The organism is Trinickia sp., assembly GCF_057351765.1.
Map to the genome: position 1 here is coordinate 1 of NZ_JBMRBK010000035.1, position 17,872 is coordinate 17,872.

At 63.7% G+C, this 17,872-nt stretch carries 17 protein-coding genes and 1 pseudogene; 4 read left to right on the top strand and 14 right to left on the bottom strand.

Annotation, left to right across the window (positions count from 1 at the left end):
- Nucleotides 1–796 (top strand): efflux transporter outer membrane subunit (locus ACO1XS_RS08255; RefSeq protein WP_486390405.1); only part of this gene is annotated, 796 nt, incomplete at its 5' end.
- A 522-nt stretch (nucleotides 797–1,318) separates the two neighbouring features.
- Here the strand turns inward: ACO1XS_RS08255 and ACO1XS_RS08260 are convergent.
- The 13 genes from ACO1XS_RS08260 to ACO1XS_RS08320 form a co-directional block, all read right to left on the bottom strand.
- The gene (locus ACO1XS_RS08260) at nucleotides 1,319–2,422 is read right to left on the bottom strand and encodes a phosphatase PAP2 family protein (protein WP_331568252.1); all 1,104 of its coding nucleotides are present in this window, start codon (nucleotides 2,420–2,422) and stop codon (nucleotides 1,319–1,321) included.
- 2 nt (nucleotides 2,423–2,424) lie between these two features.
- Entirely contained in the window at nucleotides 2,425–3,489 is a 1,065-nt protein-coding gene (locus ACO1XS_RS08265; protein ID WP_486390410.1) for a pilus assembly protein TadG-related protein, read from the bottom strand.
- 34 nt (nucleotides 3,490–3,523) lie between these two features.
- A complete protein-coding gene (locus ACO1XS_RS08270) occupies nucleotides 3,524–3,967 on the bottom strand; it encodes a TadE/TadG family type IV pilus assembly protein (protein WP_331573306.1) in 444 nt (147 codons plus the stop codon).
- Nucleotides 3,964–4,833 carry a tetratricopeptide repeat protein gene (locus ACO1XS_RS08275; protein WP_331573304.1) on the bottom strand — a complete coding sequence of 290 codons (870 nt, stop codon included), beginning with the start codon at nucleotides 4,831–4,833 and terminating at the stop codon, nucleotides 3,964–3,966. Before ACO1XS_RS08275 ends, ACO1XS_RS08270 begins: the two co-directional genes overlap by 4 nt.
- 45 nt (nucleotides 4,834–4,878) lie before the next feature.
- Nucleotides 4,879–5,817, bottom strand: coding sequence for a type II secretion system F family protein (locus ACO1XS_RS08280; RefSeq protein WP_486390406.1), 939 nt, complete (start codon nucleotides 5,815–5,817; stop codon nucleotides 4,879–4,881).
- Nucleotides 5,814–6,812: a type II secretion system F family protein gene (locus ACO1XS_RS08285; RefSeq protein ID WP_486390407.1), complete on the bottom strand. Its 999-nt coding sequence runs from the start codon at nucleotides 6,810–6,812 to the stop codon at nucleotides 5,814–5,816. Before ACO1XS_RS08285 ends, ACO1XS_RS08280 begins: the two co-directional genes overlap by 4 nt.
- Nucleotides 6,809–8,260 (bottom strand): TadA family conjugal transfer-associated ATPase, encoded by a 1,452-nt coding sequence (locus ACO1XS_RS08290; RefSeq protein WP_486390408.1) that lies wholly within the window; start codon nucleotides 8,258–8,260, stop codon nucleotides 6,809–6,811. Before ACO1XS_RS08290 ends, ACO1XS_RS08285 begins: the two co-directional genes overlap by 4 nt.
- Complete coding sequence (locus ACO1XS_RS08295; protein WP_331573806.1) at nucleotides 8,260–9,486, bottom strand: CpaE/TadZ family protein; 1,227 nt, start codon at nucleotides 9,484–9,486, stop codon at nucleotides 8,260–8,262. Before ACO1XS_RS08295 ends, ACO1XS_RS08290 begins: the two co-directional genes overlap by 1 nt.
- 14 nt (nucleotides 9,487–9,500) lie before the next feature.
- A complete protein-coding gene (locus tag ACO1XS_RS08300) occupies nucleotides 9,501–9,932 on the bottom strand; it encodes a CpaD family pilus assembly lipoprotein (protein ID WP_414720334.1) in 432 nt (143 codons plus the stop codon).
- Nucleotides 9,933–9,949: 17 nt separating this feature from the next.
- On the bottom strand, nucleotides 9,950–11,392 hold the full coding sequence (locus ACO1XS_RS08305; protein ID WP_414720335.1) for a type II and III secretion system protein family protein: 1,443 nt from the start codon (nucleotides 11,390–11,392) through the stop codon (nucleotides 9,950–9,952).
- A gap of 7 nt (nucleotides 11,393–11,399) precedes the next feature.
- Nucleotides 11,400–12,404 (bottom strand): Flp pilus assembly protein CpaB, encoded by a 1,005-nt coding sequence (gene cpaB / locus ACO1XS_RS08310; protein ID WP_331573808.1) that lies wholly within the window; start codon nucleotides 12,402–12,404, stop codon nucleotides 11,400–11,402.
- A gap of 18 nt (nucleotides 12,405–12,422) precedes the next feature.
- Nucleotides 12,423–12,989 carry an A24 family peptidase gene (locus ACO1XS_RS08315; protein ID WP_331573810.1) on the bottom strand — a complete coding sequence of 189 codons (567 nt, stop codon included), beginning with the start codon at nucleotides 12,987–12,989 and terminating at the stop codon, nucleotides 12,423–12,425.
- Nucleotides 12,990–13,074: 85 nt separating this feature from the next.
- On the bottom strand, nucleotides 13,075–13,269 hold the full coding sequence (locus tag ACO1XS_RS08320; protein WP_331573811.1) for a Flp family type IVb pilin: 195 nt from the start codon (nucleotides 13,267–13,269) through the stop codon (nucleotides 13,075–13,077).
- Nucleotides 13,270–13,900: 631 nt separating this feature from the next.
- Here ACO1XS_RS08320 and ACO1XS_RS08325 point away from each other — a divergent pair.
- The 3 genes from ACO1XS_RS08325 to fghA all read left to right on the top strand — a co-directional run bounded on the left by ACO1XS_RS08325 (nucleotide 13,901) and on the right by fghA (nucleotide 17,591).
- Nucleotides 13,901–15,367 (top strand): xylulokinase, encoded by a 1,467-nt coding sequence (locus tag ACO1XS_RS08325; protein WP_486390409.1) that lies wholly within the window; start codon nucleotides 13,901–13,903, stop codon nucleotides 15,365–15,367.
- A gap of 167 nt (nucleotides 15,368–15,534) precedes the next feature.
- A complete protein-coding gene (locus tag ACO1XS_RS08330) occupies nucleotides 15,535–16,641 on the top strand; it encodes an S-(hydroxymethyl)glutathione dehydrogenase/class III alcohol dehydrogenase (protein ID WP_331568101.1) in 1,107 nt (368 codons plus the stop codon).
- 92 nt (nucleotides 16,642–16,733) lie between these two features.
- Nucleotides 16,734–17,591, top strand: coding sequence for an S-formylglutathione hydrolase (fghA, locus tag ACO1XS_RS08335; protein WP_331568100.1), 858 nt, complete (start codon nucleotides 16,734–16,736; stop codon nucleotides 17,589–17,591).
- Nucleotides 17,592–17,672: 81 nt separating this feature from the next.
- Here the strand turns inward: fghA and ACO1XS_RS08340 are convergent.
- Nucleotides 17,673–17,872, bottom strand: a pseudogene (locus ACO1XS_RS08340) (hypothetical protein); the annotation flags it as partial.

Here is a 17,872-nt window from a genome sequence, read left to right on the forward strand (position 1 = left end):
CCGTTCCCGTGCGCAGGCGGAAAACGCGCTCGCGCTGCTGATCGGGCAGTCGCTGCCCGACGATCTGCCGCCCGGCCGCTCGCTTGGCGATCAGGCGCTTTTGAGCGATATCCCGGCGGGGCTGCCGTCCGATTTGCTCACTCGCCGGCCCGACATCATGGAAGCGGAGGCTTCGCTGCGCGCGGCGAATGCGAATATCGGTGCGGCACGTGCGGCGTTTTTCCCGAAGATTTCGCTGACGGGTTCGGCTGGTACCGAGAGCTTGACGCTTGGTGGATTGTTCAAGCCTGGGTCGGCGGCTTGGAGTTTTACGCCGCAGATTTCGCTGCCGATTTTTGAGGGTGGGCGGAATATCGCAAATCTTGATCTTGCCAATATTCAGAAGCGGATCGAGATCGCGAAGTATGAGAAGGCGATTCAGTCGGCGTTTCGGGATGTGGCCGATGGGCTCGCTGCGCGGAGTACTTATGATGCGCAGATCGGGGCGCTCGAGCGGAATACGAATGCGGAGCAGCGGGCGCTTGATTTGTCGCAGCTGCGGTATCGGAATGGGGTCGATAGTTATCTGCAGGTGTTGACTGCGCAGACCAATCTCTATTCGGCGCAGCAATCGCTGATCAATGCGCGTGTCGCACGGCTGACCAGTCTTGTTGATCTGTATGTGGCGCTCGGCGGTGGGTGGGTGCAGCAGACGGGTGAGACACCGAGGCCGGCGGACGCGGGGACGGATTATGGGTCGTTGCCCGCGCAGGTGCCGCAGGGTGGGGCTTCGGGGGTGAAGGCGCCGGCTAGTTGAGGCGGCCGCGCGTTTCAAAGTTGAATTCAAACCGGCGAGCGGCAGTCCAGCTCGCCGGTTTCGTTTTATACACCCCGCGAACACGGGTCGGCGCAGGAATGCGATCGCCTTACGAGGGACGACGCCGTCCGAAGCTAACCCTTGACGGCAGCGAACGGGATGTAGCGAGTTTAGCTAGTTTATGATTTCAGTATAAACTCGCTAAACCGCCTTTAATGGCGGCGCCGGTCGCCAGTGACACCTTGTCGCATCTGGTGATCTCTCGCTCGATGGTTCGGCGTACGGAGCGACGAGAACATGCCACAGCAACAGTCCGTGCCGCGGGATGTCTTTTCTGATTCTGCTAGAGCGTCCGGATCTCTCTAAGTCCGCTAAAGCGTTCGAAGAGCCTACACGGAAAAACAGGGCATCCAATGCGCGCGTGGCGCGGCTTACGAATCTCGTCGATCTTTACGTGGCGCTTGGCGGTGGATAGTTGCAGCAGACGGGCGAAACGCAGAGGCCGGCCGATGCGGGAACCGATTACGGCTTGCTGCCCGCGCAGGTGCCGCAAGGCGGGGCTTCGGGGGTGAAGGGACCGGCGGGGTGAGCCGATCGTTCGTTCGTCGAAACGAATCCGAACCGGCAAGCGACAGGCTCGCCGGTTCGGCTCCATGGGCTGGCTTGGGTGACTGCCGCAAGCCGCAGTGTCCGGCGGCGACGCATGGATCTCGCTACCCCGATGAGCGCGAGCGCGAGTAGCAAGCCGCCGATCACATCGGCCAAATAGTGCCCGCCCTCGGTCGGCGTCGAAGCGATCATCGCCGCATTCAACACGACGCCGATAACGGAAACGACCGGCACGCGTCGAAGCGCGTACGCAAAAATGACGGCCATTTCGGTGTGAAAGGACGGCATCGAGACCAAGCCTTGAGCGGCCGACAAATCGAATGTCCGTAACGAACCGCTTCGCAACAATGCAAAGTCGGATACCGTGGAAGCAGTCTGCGGATCGGTTATGCCGAAATGCGTAAACGCACTGGCTGCGGGAACGACGGCGGGGACCAGGCTGGTCAGAACCGCGGCCGACATGAAAAGCAGCGAAAACTCCGCCAACTGCCTCCGGCGCCCCATCAGGCCAAGTAATACCGGAATGCCGATCAACTGCCATAGCCCACTGTCGTAGGCCAGCGCGAGTGCGCGATGGATATCGGGATGCGCGTGTACCCATTGGTAGGTCGAGGACCAATCGAAACCGAGTAGCCGGTCGAACTGGATTAGATCGTTGTCGATGAGCGGGGCGTTCGTCGTCACGCAAAGATAGGACAGGATGGAACACGCCGATGCGAAGCAGGAAAGCATGGCGACGTATGCGAGCGTCTGAGATAGTTCAGCGTACCGCAGCGTTCTTATCGCGCTACGGTAGCGGGTAATCCTGGTCATTGCGCCGAGCGCGGCGGCGACGGCGAGCAATGTCATATCGGGTTTCGCTGTTGCAATCAGGCTCGCTAGACGCACCGAGTATGCGCCTGTGCGGAGCCATAGCGCATCGACGAAAACGAGCGTCGCGATGATGGTCCAGCCGATCACGTAGGAGCGCCGATAGGAATAGCGCGACTCTTGCGGATGCGATGTCGGTCTACGCATCTTCAATATGCGATCCTCGGTGCCACATAGCTGCCGTAGCCGGTGCCAATGCCCGATGCCTGAGTGGGTATCTTGTAGCCTGCGACGAAATGGCCGGAAATGGCCTTGCTGCTGCCGCCGTTCGACGAATCGATGTAGAAGGCGGCGAACGCGATGATCGGCGTATAGCCGCTCGTAGAAAGATTTGTGCCGACTGGCATCACGACGGTGACCCCCTTGGGCACGCTACTGTAGATGGTGTCTTTGACGCCTGACTGAATGTAGATGCTGTCCCCGATCGCCAACGCGGTGGGATTGCCGTTGGTAATGAGTCCGCGGATGGTCGGCGTATCGTTTGCGACGGTTTTGAACGAAGTCCATTGCCCGGCTTCGCATGTGCCGCCATAGGTGGCGCCGTTGCCGATCGAGAACGATTTGGGTTGGCCGGACGCATCGAGCTTCGGCTGATTCGTCGTGCTGTCCCAATATTGATTGTAGACGCACTGATCCATCATGACGGGAAACAGCCCGCCGGCCGGAAGCGCCGAGGGCGGCGTGATGACCGCGACGGACGTTGCGCTGTCGGATGTGGATGCAGTGCCAAGGAGCGTGCCGAGCAAGAGCTTGACCAGTCCGCCGTTCGTACTCGCGTCTCGCGTGACCGTGACCTGCACGGCTGGTTCAGGCATGTGCCCTGAAGGAGCCGGTAGTATGACCGCACTGGGCGCAACCAAGATAGGGGACGATGCCGCGACGTCCCAGTAACCGGTCTTGATTGTACCGGTCGATAGCTTGACACCGTCCGATCCGTTCAATGGCACCGCGGCCGCGGCAGATGCCGCGGCTGCGGACCAATTGGGGATGCTCGAACCTGTCGTGAGCGCACCGGCACCGGCAAGCGCCGCTGCATCGGCGGCGTTCTGCAATTCGTGGTTGACCGCAAACACACGTGGAACGTCTACCGCAAAAGCACCGAACATCAGCAGCAGTGTCAACGTAAACAGGAACCACAGTGCAGCGGAGCCGCGCGCTTTTGCACGGCTCGACCAGCATCGCAAATTCGTGCGGCAGACTTTCGGCCGCCCGATGCGGGCCGCACTCGCGCGCAAGGTACTCGCTCGTTCACTCACAGTTCATCACCGCCGCGGCCGTTAACGTGACAGGTCCCGTCAGCGCGCTGAACGCCGAGCCGACCACGAGCCCGTTGTACGTGTAATTGATCGTCACTTTCAGCGCATTGCCGCTGCCGATCGTTGAGCAGCTGCCCGACGGTGTGACAGTCGGCGTGGTGGTCGTGCCGCCGCTGACCAGGCTGCCTTGCGTGTAGGTCAAGGCAACGTTCTGGATCTGGGCGATCGTATAAGGCGTCGAGCGCAAGACAACGCCCTGACGCGCCGCAGCGCCTGCGGCACTTGTAATGACTGCCTTGTCGCAAAGCAGCAGGCTCATGTCGATGATGCCGAGCATCACCATCAGCAAGAACGGCAGCATGAGCACGAACTCGAGCGAGACGATGCCGCCGGTGCGTGCGCGACGGTGCCTGCCGAGATGCAAACGCGGTCTCATCGAATCGTTCCGCCCGATGAAACGCCGTCGCCCGGCACCCGTACCGCGTGGGCGCCGCTGCCGGCTTGTGCCGTCAGTCGTTCACGCAAGTCCCGATAGAAACGCAGATTGTCTTCGGCGGATTCGGTCGGCATCTCCGATACGAGAATGCGCTTGGCCGCCTCGCCGTTGCCGAGCAAGCCGTAGGCGAGCGCGAGGTTCTGGCGCGCTTGCGGAGGCGCATCGGCCAGGCTCGCAATATCGAGCAATACGTTCGCGCCGGCTCGCGCCTGGCCCGAGAGCACGAGCGACAACCCAAGGTCCGCCTTGAGGCCCTGAACTTCGGGGTGGCGCTCCAGCGCGGCGCGATAGACGGCCTGCGCCTCTTCATGCCGGCCTAGCAGGTCCAGCGTCGCTCCGAGTCCCTCGGCCGCCACCGCGTTATCGGGATAGGCCGAGGTCAATTTGCGGTAGCGCTGCTCCGCCTCGTCCAGATGCCGTTGGCGCAGCGCGATGCGCGCGAGTCCCAACTGGGTGCGCGGATCGTCGGGGGCCGAAGCCGCGACGCGCGTGTAGAGCACGCTGGCTCGGGCAAGGTCGCCCGTCTGGTAGATCGTATCGGCGAGACCCAATTGCGCGGGCCGCGATTGCGGATCGGCCTTCAAAAGCTTTTCGAAGAGGGAGAGGGCCAACTGAGTGTCGCCTGCTCCGAGCGCGCTTTCGGCGATATGCAGATCGGCGTTCGCGTCGGGAACGTGGCTTACGGGCATCGGCTGCGGCACCACGTAGTGATTGCTCGCGCAGCCCCCCATGAGCATCGCGGCCGCAATCGACATGCAGAGCGCCAGCGAGGCGCGATGCGAAAGAGTGGGGCGGGGTGTGGTCATGCCACCTCCAGAAACAAAAACAAAGGACAAAACAGAAACGATCATTCAATGATGACGAAACACGGCTAAGAGCCGGATCGCCGCCGGGCCGACCGCAATGAGCGCCACGGTCGGCATGATGAACAGCATCATCGGCAGCGTCATCTTGGGCGCGAGCTTCGCGGCCTTTTCTTCGAGCGCGACCATTTGCATCGAGCGCTCTGTACGCGACAGCGTCCGCAGGGCCTGTGTGATCGGCGTGCCGTACTTCTGGGCCTGCACGAGCGTCGTCACGAGCGCGCGCACTGAGGACAGGCCGATGCGGGCCGCCATTGCGTGCAGCGCGAGGCCGCTATCGCCACCGAGACTGAGCTCATCCGCAGTCACGCTGAGCTCGTCGGCGAGCGGCGGGCAAATCATCCGCAGCTCGGTTGCGACGCGCTTGATCGCCACTACGAGGCTGTTGCCGGCATTCGTGCAGATGACAAGCAGATCGAGCGCATCGGGCAGGGCAACGGCGATGGTCTTGCGGCGGCGCCGGATGAGGAAACCCAATGCGTATTCCGGCAGCATCATGCCGATCACGAAGGCGCCGGCCATCAGCAGTACGCGGAAGAGAAAGAACTGCCCAAGCTTAGGCAGATGCCCGCCGAGCGCGATCGCGCTCAAAGCAAGGCAGGCGCCGACTACAACCTTCAGTCCGGACATGACCGCTACGGCGCGTCGGTCGCGAAAACCGGCGCTGGCAAGCCGCGTAGCGAGCTTCGCTCGGTCTTCCGCCTGCACGACAGGCATACGCTCACCGATCGTGGCGACACGCGTGGCAAGACGTTTCGGCACGTTCATCGCGGCCACCGGGGCGTTGCTGCTGCCGCGCACGGTGCTTTGCCGGACGCGTTGCGCGATGCGCGCGCGTTTGCTCGTGCCGCGCAAGACGAGCCATAACGTGATGACGGCCAGCAACAGGAGCAGGGCGGCGTTGCGCCAGAAGTCCGCATTCATCATCGCGACGTATCCAGGTTGGCAATCTTGTTGATCAGCCACAATCCGACCGTCATCAACCCTGCTGCAAGCGCCAGTATCTTGTGACCGGCATGCGTGTTCGTGAGCACATCGAGATAGGGGCGATTCACGACATAAAACACGCCCATGATCACGAAGGGGACAGCCGCGATCATTTTGCTGGCGAGCTTGCCTTCAGCCGTTAGCGCCTTGCTCTTCGCGCGGATGTCGCGCCGCGAGCGCACGATGGCCGCCAGAGTCTCGAGGGTGTCGCCGAGGTTGCCGCCTGTTTCGCGTTGCAGGATCAGGCAAACCGTGAAGAACGAAAAATCGGCAAGCTGCAAACGTGCTGCCGCCTGTTCGAGCACTTCCTTCAACTCCGCCCCCACGAGCAGCGCATCGCCCATGGTGCGAAACGTCGTTCGAACGGGTTCTTCGCTTTCGACGCCCGCGATGCAGATGGCCTGAACCGCGGGGATGCCTGCGCGCACCGCGCGAATGATGAGATCGAGGGTGTCGGGAAAGACCGCAAGAAAACGCAGGCGGAACCGCCCGATGACCCATCGGTAAGCGGCGCGCATGGCGATAAAAGTCGCGCCGACTGAAATCGCGAAACGCGCCAACGGGCCCAACGAGAACGACGTCGCGCCGACGAGCGACGCGACGAGCGCCACGACACCGACGACGCAGATGAGACGTATGCCGGCGGCGCCGCCGACCGTGCGAACGCGTTCGTACTTCGCCACGAACGGGGCCAGCAGTGCCGCTTGATCGGGCAGGCGGCGCTTGCGCTTGAGCAGCTCCTGCTGCTTGTCTTGCCCTTCCTTTTCGTCGCGTCGCGTCGTGGCGACCTGCTGTTCGTCACGCAGCTCGGCAATGCGCGTCCGAATGCGCGTTGCCGGTTGCTGCCGCGCCATTTGACGCAAGGACCTCACGATGAGGCCCAGCACGACGAGTGCAAAAAAGGCACCGGCGGTGACGACGTCCGCCGGTCTCATGATTGCATCGCTGCGAGCAGCGCCTCTTCGAGTCCATAGTAGATAGCCCGTTGCGCGAAAACCGGTCGCAGCGACGAGCATTCGAACGCGCCGCGCACCTGCTCTTCGTAGGCGCTTGCGTTGTAGCGAAACGTGAAGAGGTCCTGCGTAATCACGACATCGCCTTCCATGCCCGCGATCTCGGTGACATGCGTCACGCGTCGCACACCGTCGCGCATCCGCTCGACTTGCAGGATCAGATGGACCGCGCTCGCAATCTGTCTGCGAATCGACATCAGCGGCAAATTGCCGTTGGCCATCATCACCATGCTTTCGAGTCGCGTGATCGCGTCGCGCGGCGTGTTCGCATGGACCGTCGTCATCGAACCGTCGTGGCCCGTATTCATCGCTTGCAGCACGTCGAATGCTTCCGTGCCGCGCGTCTCGCCGAGAATGATGCGGTCGGGGCGCATCCGCAGCGCATTGCGCACGAGGTCTCGCTGAGAAACGCCGCCGAGTCCTTCGCTGTTCTCGGGCCGCGTTTCGAGGCTGACTACATGGGGCTGCTGCAGCTGCAGTTCGGCCGCGTCTTCGATCGTAACGACGCGCTCGCTCTCGTCGATGAAACGTGAGAGCGCGTTGAGCAGCGTCGTTTTGCCGGAGCCCGTACCGCCGGAAATCACGACGTTCAGGCGGCATGCGGTGGCGATCCTCAGCACGTCGACCATCGCCGGTGAGATGTTGCCCTGCTGCGCCATACGGCCCAGCGTGATATTGCGTTTGGCGAATTTTCGGATCGAGATGGAGGCGCCGCGCAACGCAATGGGCGGCAGTACGACGTTCACGCGGCTGCCGTCGGCCAGTCGCGCGTCCACCATCGGACTGCTTTCGTCCACGCGCCGTCCGACGGCGGCTGCGATGCGCTGCGCGACGTTGATGACGTGTGCGTTGTCGCGGAACTTCAACGGCGTCAATTCGAGACGGCCGCCGCGCTCGACATAGACGTGATCGGGCCCGTTCACGAGGATGTCGGTCACCCGTTCGTCGGCCAGCAACGGCTCGATCGGCCCGATGCCGAACATGTCGTTGACGATTTCGTCGACGATCAGCGTCTGTTCGCCGAGCGTCAGCGTCAGCCTGTCCCGTGCGATGGTCTCGGCCGCGATCTGCTCGATGCCGGCGCGCACGTCACTGCGCGACATCATCAGTGCGGCGGACATGTTCATCGACGAGAAAACTGCCGTGCGTATCGTCTTGAATGTGTCGGAGCGGATGACCGCTTCGTGCCGGTCCGATACGCTTGCAATCAGGGGGGGGTGAACTGCCGCGGAGGCCGCGGTGCTCGCACTTGCGTCGCGCAAGCTTCCGGCCACAGGAGCCGAGTACGCTGGCTCGGCCGGCGAGGCCCGCAGTTCGTCCGGGTCCGTTGCCGGATCGGCGCTCAGCAACCCGTTGCGGCGGCCGAACATCAGCTTGCCCTCCGTGCGGGCGCGAGACGCCGATACCACGGCGTGCGCGCCGGTGCCGCCGCTTCCTCGTTACCGGTGATCGAATTGGCGAGCGCGACGATCGCCGCCGCGAACGGAGAGCGCTGCGTGGTGGCGAGCGCCTCACCGAGATTTTCGGCAAGCGCCAGCATCTGCGGCTCGTACGGCAGCGGTTGGACTGATCCCCGCGCGAGCGCACCGATGAAATCCTTCGAATTCACGCGGCCGGGCACCGGCTGTCTCGACTCGTTCACGAGTACCGATATCGCCGGATTCGCGTCGCGCGTTTCCGCGAATTGGCACAAGCGCGCCGCTTCGCGCGTCGAGTGCACGGAGAGATCCGCCACGACGTGGATCATCGCGCTTGCCTCGAAGGCTCCGTCGATCAGCATGCCGCCCCGATGCGGCAAATCCATCACGATGTAATGGAAGTGGCGCTTGAGCATGGCGATGAGCTCGGAGAGCGCCCCCGCGCGCAACGAGAAATCCTGGTCGTACGATAGTTCGGAGGCCAGGACGAACAAGCGATCGCTCTGCGCGATGAATGCCTGGTTGATAAGCTGTTGGTCGAGTCGATGCGGGTTTTGCAGCAGTTCGATGAGACCGCTCGTGGCGGATACACCGAACATCGAGGCTGCTGCACCGCCGTACGGGTCCAGGTCGATGTATGCGATGCGGCGGCGCGTCTTGTCGGCAAGGTGGCTCGCGAGCGCCGTGGCAATCGTCGTTACGCCGACGCCGCCTCGCGTGCCCACGAAGCTCAGCGCCTTGCCCATTCGCGGCGAAGTGCTCGCGTCGTTCGCGGTGAGCGCACGCCTGACTAGCTCGACCGTGAGCGGTTTGACGAGATAGTCGCGTATGCCGAGTTGCAGCAGGTTTCTGAAAAGTCCGACGTCATTGCGCTCGCCGATTGCGACGACGGTGACCGATGGGTCCACGACGTCTGCGAGCCGCATCAGATCCGAAATCGGCATGGCAGAACCCGATACATCAATGATCAGGTAATGCGGAGATTCCTTGAGCGCAGTCATGACGCCCACTGCATCGTCGAGCGAACCCAGTGTGACGTGGGACGTCGCGACCCCTTCATCAACGGCGACGTTGTTAATGACCTCCGCGCTAATGGCGTCGGTGACGACGGCAATGAGTTTTTCCGCGCCGGAAGGCCGCGCGCGGCGTTTAAACAGGCTGGTTTCGTGTGCGCCCATGTTTTCCGTCTCCGTTACTGGGAACCCGCCGGCGATGCCGGGGGTGAAGACGACGAGGAACTGCCGCCGCCGTAGGCCCCACTCAACGGCATTGCGCGGCCGGCTTCGTAGCGCCGCACAGCGCTTGCGGCCATTGGCGCGTCGGCTCCGGCGTATGGGCGGGGGCTTACGAAATCGGCGGGGCGTGCGACCATGGCGGCGAGATTCGAATAAGTGGCGCAGCCGAACGCCACACCTGGGCGTTGCATCCCGGCGTCCCGCATCGGTGCGGCTTCGTTGAGCGCCTCGCATGAGGGCGGGACCGCATGCCCGCCGTTTTCCCCGGGCACGTAGCCGATCACCGACGCGTCGGGTATGCCGAGCGGCGCCGACATGCAGGACGTCAGGCCGATGCTCGCGGCGCCGGCGAAGACGGTAACGATGAGGATGTGCCGTGAATTCATCATGGTCCGGGTTCTCCTGCTCAATAGACGAAGCCGGCGGCGCCGACGAGGCGAGGCGACTGCCCCGACAGCGGATCCGCTCCGAGCGAATGCTGGACGGCGAATTCGACGTCGGTGCTCGGGCGCATGATGTCGTCGAGTGCGCCGTGCAACTGTCCAGGGCCGGTTGGTCCCACGATGTAAGGCGTGACGATCACGACGAGCTCGGTCTTGTTGTTCTGGTAGCTCTTCGAGGAGAACAGTTTGCCGAGCACCGGCAGCCGGCCGAGGCCCGGCAGCTCGGACAGGACATCGCTCGACGTGCTTTGCAACAAACCGCCGATGGCGAAGCTTTGCCCGCTCGACAGCTCGACCGTGGTCTCCATGCGGCGTACCGTCAGCGCGGGCACGATGATGGTGTTCATTGTGATGCTGTTGGTCGGATCGATCTGGCTCACTTCAGGGCGCACGCTAAGGCTGATGCGGTTGTCGGCCATCACGGTCGGCGTGAAATTGAGCGAGACGCCGTAGGGCTTGTACTCGATCGTGATCGTGCTGGTAGTGCCGCTTTGCGGGACCGGAATGGGTAACTCACCGCCCGCGAGGAAGCTCGCGGTTTGTCCCGAGACGGCGGTCAGATTGGGTTCGGCCAGCATCGTGATCAACCCTTCCTTGTCGAGCGCGTCCAGGACGCCCTCGATCTGCGTGCCGCCAGCCTTGAACCCGCCAAGCACCGAGTACGCGCCCGTCGACGACAGGTTGAAAAGGTTCGTCGTCGAGTCGAAGATTGCGCGCCCGTTGAACAGGCCACCGAAGAAGTTGCCGTTCTTGCCCAATGCATTCCAGTCGACGCCGAGCTGATGCGTGATGTTGCGATCGACTTCCGTGATGCGCACGCGCAGCAGCACCTGAATCGGATGCGCGACCGTCATCCGGTTGACCAGTTGCTCCTTGGCGTGCAAATAGGGCTGCAGCGTCTGAACGACGGCGTCGGCATCGGCCGCGCTCGGCACCGAGCCACTCACCATCAGCGATCCGGGTGCGCTCGTCACATGCACGCCCAACTGCGGAAAGCGCGTATCCAAGAGCCGCTGAACGGAAGCCGTATCCGTGGCCACGCTGATCGTCTTGCGCAGGATCTGCCGGTTATTGGCGCCCAGCGCAAAGAGCGTCGTCGTGCCCGCCTTCTTGCCGAGCACGAAAACGGAACGCGGTGTGGGCACATGGACATCGGCGATATCGGGGTCCGCCACGAAGACGGCCACGGCCGGCTCGGGCAGCGAGATCATCGTCCCGCCTCCCGCCGCGACGGACAATACGTCCGGCTCGTCGGCCGATGCCGCACGCGCGCCGGCGAACATCGCAATGCAAAGGAAGGCGGCGAGCGCGCCAACATGCGCGAGCTGCGTCGCGAGTTCGGCGAGCGTGGCTGGGCGATGGCGTGCGCGGCGTGCGAACGGATTGGCGCGTGTAAGGCTGGCCATGTGAGTCCTATGTTCCTGCGGGGATGGCGGGTTCGTTTGCGGCACGAGCGGGCACAACCGGTGGTGTACCGGGCGGCAACGGCGGGAGCGGCTGCCCGCCCAGCGATGCGCCGTTTTGCCCGGAGCCGCCTGCCTGCTCAACTTTCGAGCCGCGATAGATCATGACTTGGGGGACCTGCGCCGCTGGTCTGCCGGGTGTCGCAGCGGGCGTGGTCACGGCTTTCAGCGCGCGCGACACATCGCCGGCCCAAACGGGCGGCGTCTGCGCGCGTGCGACGTCTTCGGCGTCCGAAGCGTGCTTGTCGCGCGTCGCAAAGCTGCGCAGCGCAAGCGAGAGCGTGCCGAGATGCGCAGCCACGGTGATCGACTGGGCGCCGACCGGCGACACTTCGAAAGTCGCGGTTCGCACGTTTGTAGTCGACGCTGCCGCGTCGTCCTTCGGACGCCTGAACGCTGACCCGACCGCAAGGACGCGCACGCGTTCGGCAACCGTTTCGGATTCCACCGCGCGTGCCGGCGGAACATTGACGCCCGCATCGGCGCGGATTTGCTGGGTAAGCAGCACGTCGACAAAGTCGCCAGGCTGAATGAGTCCTGCATTGCCGGAAACGTCGTCGATAGATACCGAAATGGCGCGCATGCCTGGCTTGAGCGCCGCAGCGAGAAAGCCGGGCGCGCTGGGCAAGATGACGTCGGTGAGTCCGAGCGGCGTGCCCGCATGCACGGCGTGACGCAACAAATCGCCCTTCAGATCATTGTTTGCGCTGGCTTCGAGCGAGCCTTCCAACAACGCGCCGGCTGGGATCTGGTCGTGTGGCACTGCTTTCCATACGAGGTCGGAATCCCTCAACAGCAGGCCGTCTGGCAGTTCGTCCGCTGCCGCTCGCACGCGCACGAGCGCGGCGGGCTTCGCAACGCCGGGCGCCGAAGCCGCGATGAACAGCGCGCGAATGATGAAGGCACCAATCGCGGCAACAGCGATGAGCGCGGCAAGCTTCAGGATGTTTGGCATAGGGACGGCGGGTTCTCGTTAGGCAAATCGCGCATGGCCGACTAGCGCGAGACCGAGTGGATGACCGAACGAGGATGTCAGCAAGGTGGCCGCGGCGCGAAAACCGGCTGTCGGCTGCACCAGCACTGCAATGGCTCCCCCGAGCGCGAGCGCGATACCGTAAGGCACGCCGCGGGCCGGAGAGAGCCAAGTCGTGCGTCGGGCGACACCGCTGCAAGCGGGGTGGCGAAGTGCAAACGTGAGTGCGAGCATCGAAAGCCCGAGGAGGGCACCGAACACTGAGACGACGACGAGTAATGCGAGGGCGTAGGCGGGGCCGCACCAAAGGAAGACGGCCGCACCAAGCTTCACATCGCCGCCGCCTAGCCAGCGCAGCCGAAATAGCACCGCGGAGAGCCCCAACGCAAAGACGCCGAGTGCGGCGTGCTCCAGGAATTCCACGAGCGTGCTGCCGTTCAGTGCCGCTTCGATGAGATAGAGGCCGGCGAAGACCGATACCCAGACATTGGGCAGACGCCGCCAGCGAAGATCCGAGAGCGCAAGGATGGCAAGGATGAGATATGCCATCGCTTTGATCGGATCCATGACGATTTTCCTTGGCGGCGAATGTGCGCGCCGGATAGGGACGCCCCGTTGCTGTGTGCAGCAACGGGCGAATCCGTCCGTCGGCTTACGAGGGGAGCTTGCCCTTGATCGTCGAGAGCAGGCTGTTGAACAGGCCCTGCAAGCCCGTCGACGAATCCGTGCCCGTCATTACGGTGCCGACCGCGACGAGCGCGGAGACCACGATCGCCGCCAAAATGGCATATTCGAGCGCGCTAACGCCGCGCTCGTCGCGCGACAGGGACATGATGAAACGCAGCATGGTGAGCTCCAAAAAAAGTTAGGAATCCGAAGTAATCAGCGACTATCGCAGGCGCGAGCACGCCGGGAGGACCCAATGGGCCTCTCGGCTTGTTTACGGCTGCCGACGCCGACCCCTTTAGGGAGATTCGGGAAATCCATAACAGGGCCAGGACTTTCGGAACCTCTCGGTAGATTGAATCCTAAAGACATTGGACGGCGAAGCATGCCCCGATATGACGGCTTAAATTGGTCTAATTCAATCAATTCAAAAGTCTGATGAATTGCGACTATCAGGGGCCGACGTCCCTGCGAGCCAGGCGGGACGGGCCGCCCAGGGCGTCCGCGCAACTCGTAAAAACGAGGAACGTCCCGCGACCATTCGTCCAATCGGTCAATTCGGAGTCCTGAAGATATCGTCGATCAGCCGTTCGTTCGCGACCGCCGTGTGGCTCGACTGGGAGGTGGTTCGATCGCGAGTGCGCTGTGCGGCGGACGGCCTCGAGGTTCGCTTCGGGATGCAGCCTGACGGCAACCGCTATCATGTGTAGCGCTCGCTCGAGGGGCGGCGATCGACCGATGGCATCGGTCGCGCTCGCCGTTTTCGCGCCGCGCCAACCCTGTCCGCTCCAAAAAAACCGGCTTTCCTCACCATGCGATTTCTCGGTATCGACCTTGGCACCGCTTCGCTCAAGCTCGCGATCCTCGACGAGGATGGGCACGAACGGGCCGCGTCCGGCGCGGCCTATGCCGTCGAGACCCCGCAGCCGGGATGGGCGCAAACCCCGGTCGAGGCATGGTGGCGAGCTCTCGTCGATGCCGCAGCCGCTCTGCCGCGCGAGGAGCGGGCAGCCGTGTGCGCCATCGGCATCGCGGGCCAGATGCACGGCGTGGTACTGACGGACGAGCACGGCCGCGCAGTGCGCCCGGCGATGCTCTGGCCCGACACGCGCGCCGCGGGCTTGCTCGATGCGTGGCCCGAGCCGCAGCCGAATCCCGTCGCGCCCGGCATGGCTGGGCCGCTCTTGCGGTGGATCATGCAAAACGAGCCGAGGGCGGCGGCCGCGACGCGCTGGGCGTTGCAACCGAAGGATTGGCTGCGCGTGGCATTGGGCGGAGCCGCACTCAGCGATCCGTCGGACGCCTGCGCAACCGCGCTTACCGATGCTTCGGGGGCATGGGACGACGAGCGCATTGCCGCGCTGGGATTGCCGCGCCAGTGGTTCGCGCCGCTCGCGCCTCATTCGTATGCGGCGGCGGGCGAGCTATCGGCCGAGGCGGCGCGCTCGCTCGGTCTGCCAGCCGGCATTCCGCTTGCGGTCGGCGCGGCCGACACGGCGAGCGCCGCACTCGGCAGCGGCCTCGCGCACGACGGGGATGCGCTCGTCACCACGGGCAGCGGAGGGCAGATCGTGGTTCTGGCGACGAACGAGCCCCGGCCCGCGCGCGGGTTGCATCGCTACCGGACGGCGACGGGACAGTGGTACCGCATGGCTGCGATGCAGAACGTGGGTGTGGCGCTCGAGCACGTGCGCGCCTGGCTCGGTTACGTTGACTGGCCCGCTGCCTATGCGGACGCGTTTGACCTGGCCAGCGCAGAGACGACACGCTCAGCCGTGACCTTCCTGCCTTACCTGAGCGGCGAGCGCTCGCCCTGGATGAACCCGGCCGCGCGCGGCGGCTGGCTAGGCCTCGGCCTCGACGACACGCGCGGCAGGATGATGCGCGCGGCGTTCGAAGGCGTCGCATTCGCGCTGCGTGCGGGGCTCGATGCGATCCGCGCCGATGCGGGGCAAAGTCCGCCGCAATCGGCGCGCAAGATCGATCGCCTGAGGCTGGCGGGTGGCGGCTCGGTCGATCCGCGCTGGCGGCAATTGCTTGCCGATGCGCTCGATGCCGGACTCGACGCTGTCGATTGCCCCAACGTCGGTGCTCGCGGCGCTGGGCTGATCGCGGGGCTGGCGAGCGGCCACTGGCGCGAAGCGGACCTGCCGGCGCTCGCGCCGCCCGCCGAGCCAGTGGCGAGCCCGAGCGGCGATGCGGCGCTGGCCGCGCGGTATGCGCGGTTTCTCGATTTATATGGACGTACGGAAAGCTGGTTCGGTGTGGCCCAGCGGTGATGCCAGTCTTCGAGCAAAGAGGCTCTGGCATGTCGAGAAATCATCGACGCGCGTCGCACCGTGGCTCGCGCGAGAGGCGGATTTGCGCGATCATGGCCGTCGCCGCGTGGCGAAGGCCTGTGGGCCAACCAAACCACGCCAAAGAAACAACTCAGGAGCACGTGTAGATGAAAACGAAAGCCGCAATCGCATGGAAGGCGGGCGCCCCGCTCACGATCGAAGAGGTCGAACTCGAGGGACCGCGTGCGGGCGAGGTATTGATCGAGGTCAAAGCCACCGGTATTTGCCACACGGACTATTACACGTTGTCCGGCGCCGATCCCGAAGGGATTTTTCCGGCGATTCTCGGGCACGAAGGCGCAGGCATCGTCGTTGATGTCGGCCCTGGCGTCGGCACGCTCAAAAAGGGCGACCACGTGATCCCGCTTTACACGCCGGAGTGCCGCGAATGCAAGTTCTGCCTGTCGCGCAAGACGAATCTCTGCCAGAAGATTCGTGCGACGCAGGGCAAGGGCCTGATGCCTGACGCGACGTCGCGCTTTTCGATCGACGGCAAACCTCTCTTCCACTACATGGGTACGTCGACGTTTTCGAACTACATCGTCGTGCCGGAGATCGCAGTGGCGAAGATCCGCGAAGACGCGCCGTTCGACAAGGTCTGCTACATCGGCTGCGGCGTGACGACGGGTGTCGGCGCGGTCGTCTATTCGGCGAAGGTCGAAGCGGGTGCCAATGTGGTCGTGTTCGGGCTCGGCGGAATCGGCCTCAATGTGATCCAGGGCGCGAAGATGGTGGGCGCCGACAAGATCATCGGAGTCGACATCAATCCGAAGCGCGTCGAACTCGCGAAGAAATTCGGAATGACGCACTTCATCAACCCGAACGACGTCGAAAACGTGGTAGACCAGATCGTTCAACTGACGGACGGCGGCGCGGACTACTCGTTCGAATGCGTGGGCAACGTACAACTGATGCGCCAGGCGCTCGAGTGTACGCACAAGGGCTGGGGCCAGTCGTTCATCATCGGCGTCGCCGCGGCGGGCCAGGAGATCAGCACGCGTCCATTCCAGCTCGTCACGGGCCGGGAATGGAAGGGCTCGGCCTTCGGCGGCGCGCGAGGACGCACCGACGTCCCGAAGATCGTCGATTGGTACATGGAAGGCAAGATCAATATCGACGATCTGATCACGCACACGCTGCCGCTCGAGCGCATCAACGAAGGCTTCGATCTGATGAAGAAGGGTGAATCGATTCGCTCGGTCGTCCTCTATTGATGCCGGGTCCGGAGCGCGGGTCGCCGAGCTCCGGATCGGTGCCGAATCGCACTGAATCGCATTGAACCGCATCCGCATCAAGGAGACGCACGATGCTCGAATTGCTCTCGTCGCACGCCTGCCATGGCGGGCAGCAGCGTTTTTACCGGCACGAGTCGAAGGCCATCGGACTGCCGATGCAGTTCTCGATCTATTTGCCGCCGCACGCGCAGCACGGCCGTGTGCCGGCGCTGTTCTATCTCGCTGGTCTGACCTGCACCGAAGAGACTTTCCCCATCAAGGCGGGCGCACAGCGCTTCGCCGCGCGGCTCGGCATGGCACTCATCGCGCCCGATACGAGCCCGCGCGGGGCCAATATCGAAGGCGACAGCGAGAACTGGGATTTCGGCGTGGGGGCCGGCTTTTATGTCGATGCGACGCGCGAGCCCTGGTCGAAGCACTACCAGATGTACTCCTATGTGCGTGACGAGCTGCGCCACGCGGTGCTCGCCGAGCTGCCAATCGACGGCGCCCGGCTCTCGATCTGCGGGCATTCGATGGGCGGGCATGGTGCGCTTGTACTCGCGTTGCGCAATCCGGGCCTTTATCGATCCGTTTCGGCATTCGCACCGATTTCGGCACCGATGCGCTGTCCATGGGGCCAAAAGGCGTTTTCCGGCTACCTGGGCGACGATCGCGACGCTTGGCGGCAATATGACGCAAGCGATCTCGTCGGGCGCGCCGGTACAGCACGCTTCGAAGAAGGCATTCTCATCGATCAGGGCCTTGCAGATAAATTCCGCGTCGAGCAACTCCATCCGGAGGTGTTTGAAGCCGCATGCCTGAAGGCAGGACAACCGCTTACTCTGCGTCGGCACGAGGGCTACGATCACGGCTATTACTTCATCGAGACCTTTATCGAAGATCACATCGCGCATCACGCCCGCGCCTTGTCGCTCACGCCAGCCTAGGGCCTGTTCACGCTAATTACAGGCTTGCGAACGTGCCTTGCCGGCCGCAGGACAAGGAGAGAGGAGGCGCAATAGCCGTAGCTATTGCAACGACGAACGACGCCGTAATGCGGCCGGCAAGGCACGCTCCCCTGGTTGTCGGAATCCTTCGTGGGGCTGGCCACCAGAAGGGCCGATCGCCGCGTCATGCTCCTTGTGAATACGTCGAGTATTCCCTTCGTCCCATTCCTTGCGCTCGGCCCTTCTGGTGGCCAGCGCAAGCCTGTAATTAGCGTGAACAG

What these genes read in the sequence shown, in the direction of transcription:
- ACO1XS_RS08260 (WP_331568252.1), bottom strand. Translation starts at nt 2,422, where the DNA reads ATGCGTAGACCGACATCGCATCCGCAAGAGTCGCGCTATTCCTATCGG.
- ACO1XS_RS08270 (WP_331573306.1), bottom strand. Translation starts at nt 3,967, where the DNA reads ATGAGACCGCGTTTGCATCTCGGCAGGCACCGTCGCGCACGCACCGGC.
- ACO1XS_RS08275 (WP_331573304.1), bottom strand. Translation starts at nt 4,833, where the DNA reads ATGACCACACCCCGCCCCACTCTTTCGCATCGCGCCTCGCTGGCGCTC.
- ACO1XS_RS08280 (WP_486390406.1), bottom strand. Translation starts at nt 5,817, where the DNA reads ATGATGAATGCGGACTTCTGGCGCAACGCCGCCCTGCTCCTGTTGCTG.
- ACO1XS_RS08285 (WP_486390407.1), bottom strand. Translation starts at nt 6,812, where the DNA reads ATGAGACCGGCGGACGTCGTCACCGCCGGTGCCTTTTTTGCACTCGTC.
- ACO1XS_RS08290 (WP_486390408.1), bottom strand. Translation starts at nt 8,260, where the DNA reads ATGTTCGGCCGCCGCAACGGGTTGCTGAGCGCCGATCCGGCAACGGAC.
- ACO1XS_RS08295 (WP_331573806.1), bottom strand. Translation starts at nt 9,486, where the DNA reads ATGGGCGCACACGAAACCAGCCTGTTTAAACGCCGCGCGCGGCCTTCC.
- ACO1XS_RS08300 (WP_414720334.1), bottom strand. Translation starts at nt 9,932, where the DNA reads ATGATGAATTCACGGCACATCCTCATCGTTACCGTCTTCGCCGGCGCC.
- ACO1XS_RS08305 (WP_414720335.1), bottom strand. Translation starts at nt 11,392, where the DNA reads ATGGCCAGCCTTACACGCGCCAATCCGTTCGCACGCCGCGCACGCCAT.
- cpaB (WP_331573808.1), bottom strand. Translation starts at nt 12,404, where the DNA reads ATGCCAAACATCCTGAAGCTTGCCGCGCTCATCGCTGTTGCCGCGATT.
- ACO1XS_RS08315 (WP_331573810.1), bottom strand. Translation starts at nt 12,989, where the DNA reads ATGGATCCGATCAAAGCGATGGCATATCTCATCCTTGCCATCCTTGCG.
- ACO1XS_RS08320 (WP_331573811.1), bottom strand. Translation starts at nt 13,269, where the DNA reads ATGCTGCGTTTCATCATGTCCCTGTCGCGCGACGAGCGCGGCGTTAGC.
- ACO1XS_RS08325 (WP_486390409.1), top strand. Translation starts at nt 13,901, where the DNA reads ATGCGATTTCTCGGTATCGACCTTGGCACCGCTTCGCTCAAGCTCGCG.
- ACO1XS_RS08330 (WP_331568101.1), top strand. Translation starts at nt 15,535, where the DNA reads ATGAAAACGAAAGCCGCAATCGCATGGAAGGCGGGCGCCCCGCTCACG.
- fghA (WP_331568100.1), top strand. Translation starts at nt 16,734, where the DNA reads ATGCTCGAATTGCTCTCGTCGCACGCCTGCCATGGCGGGCAGCAGCGT.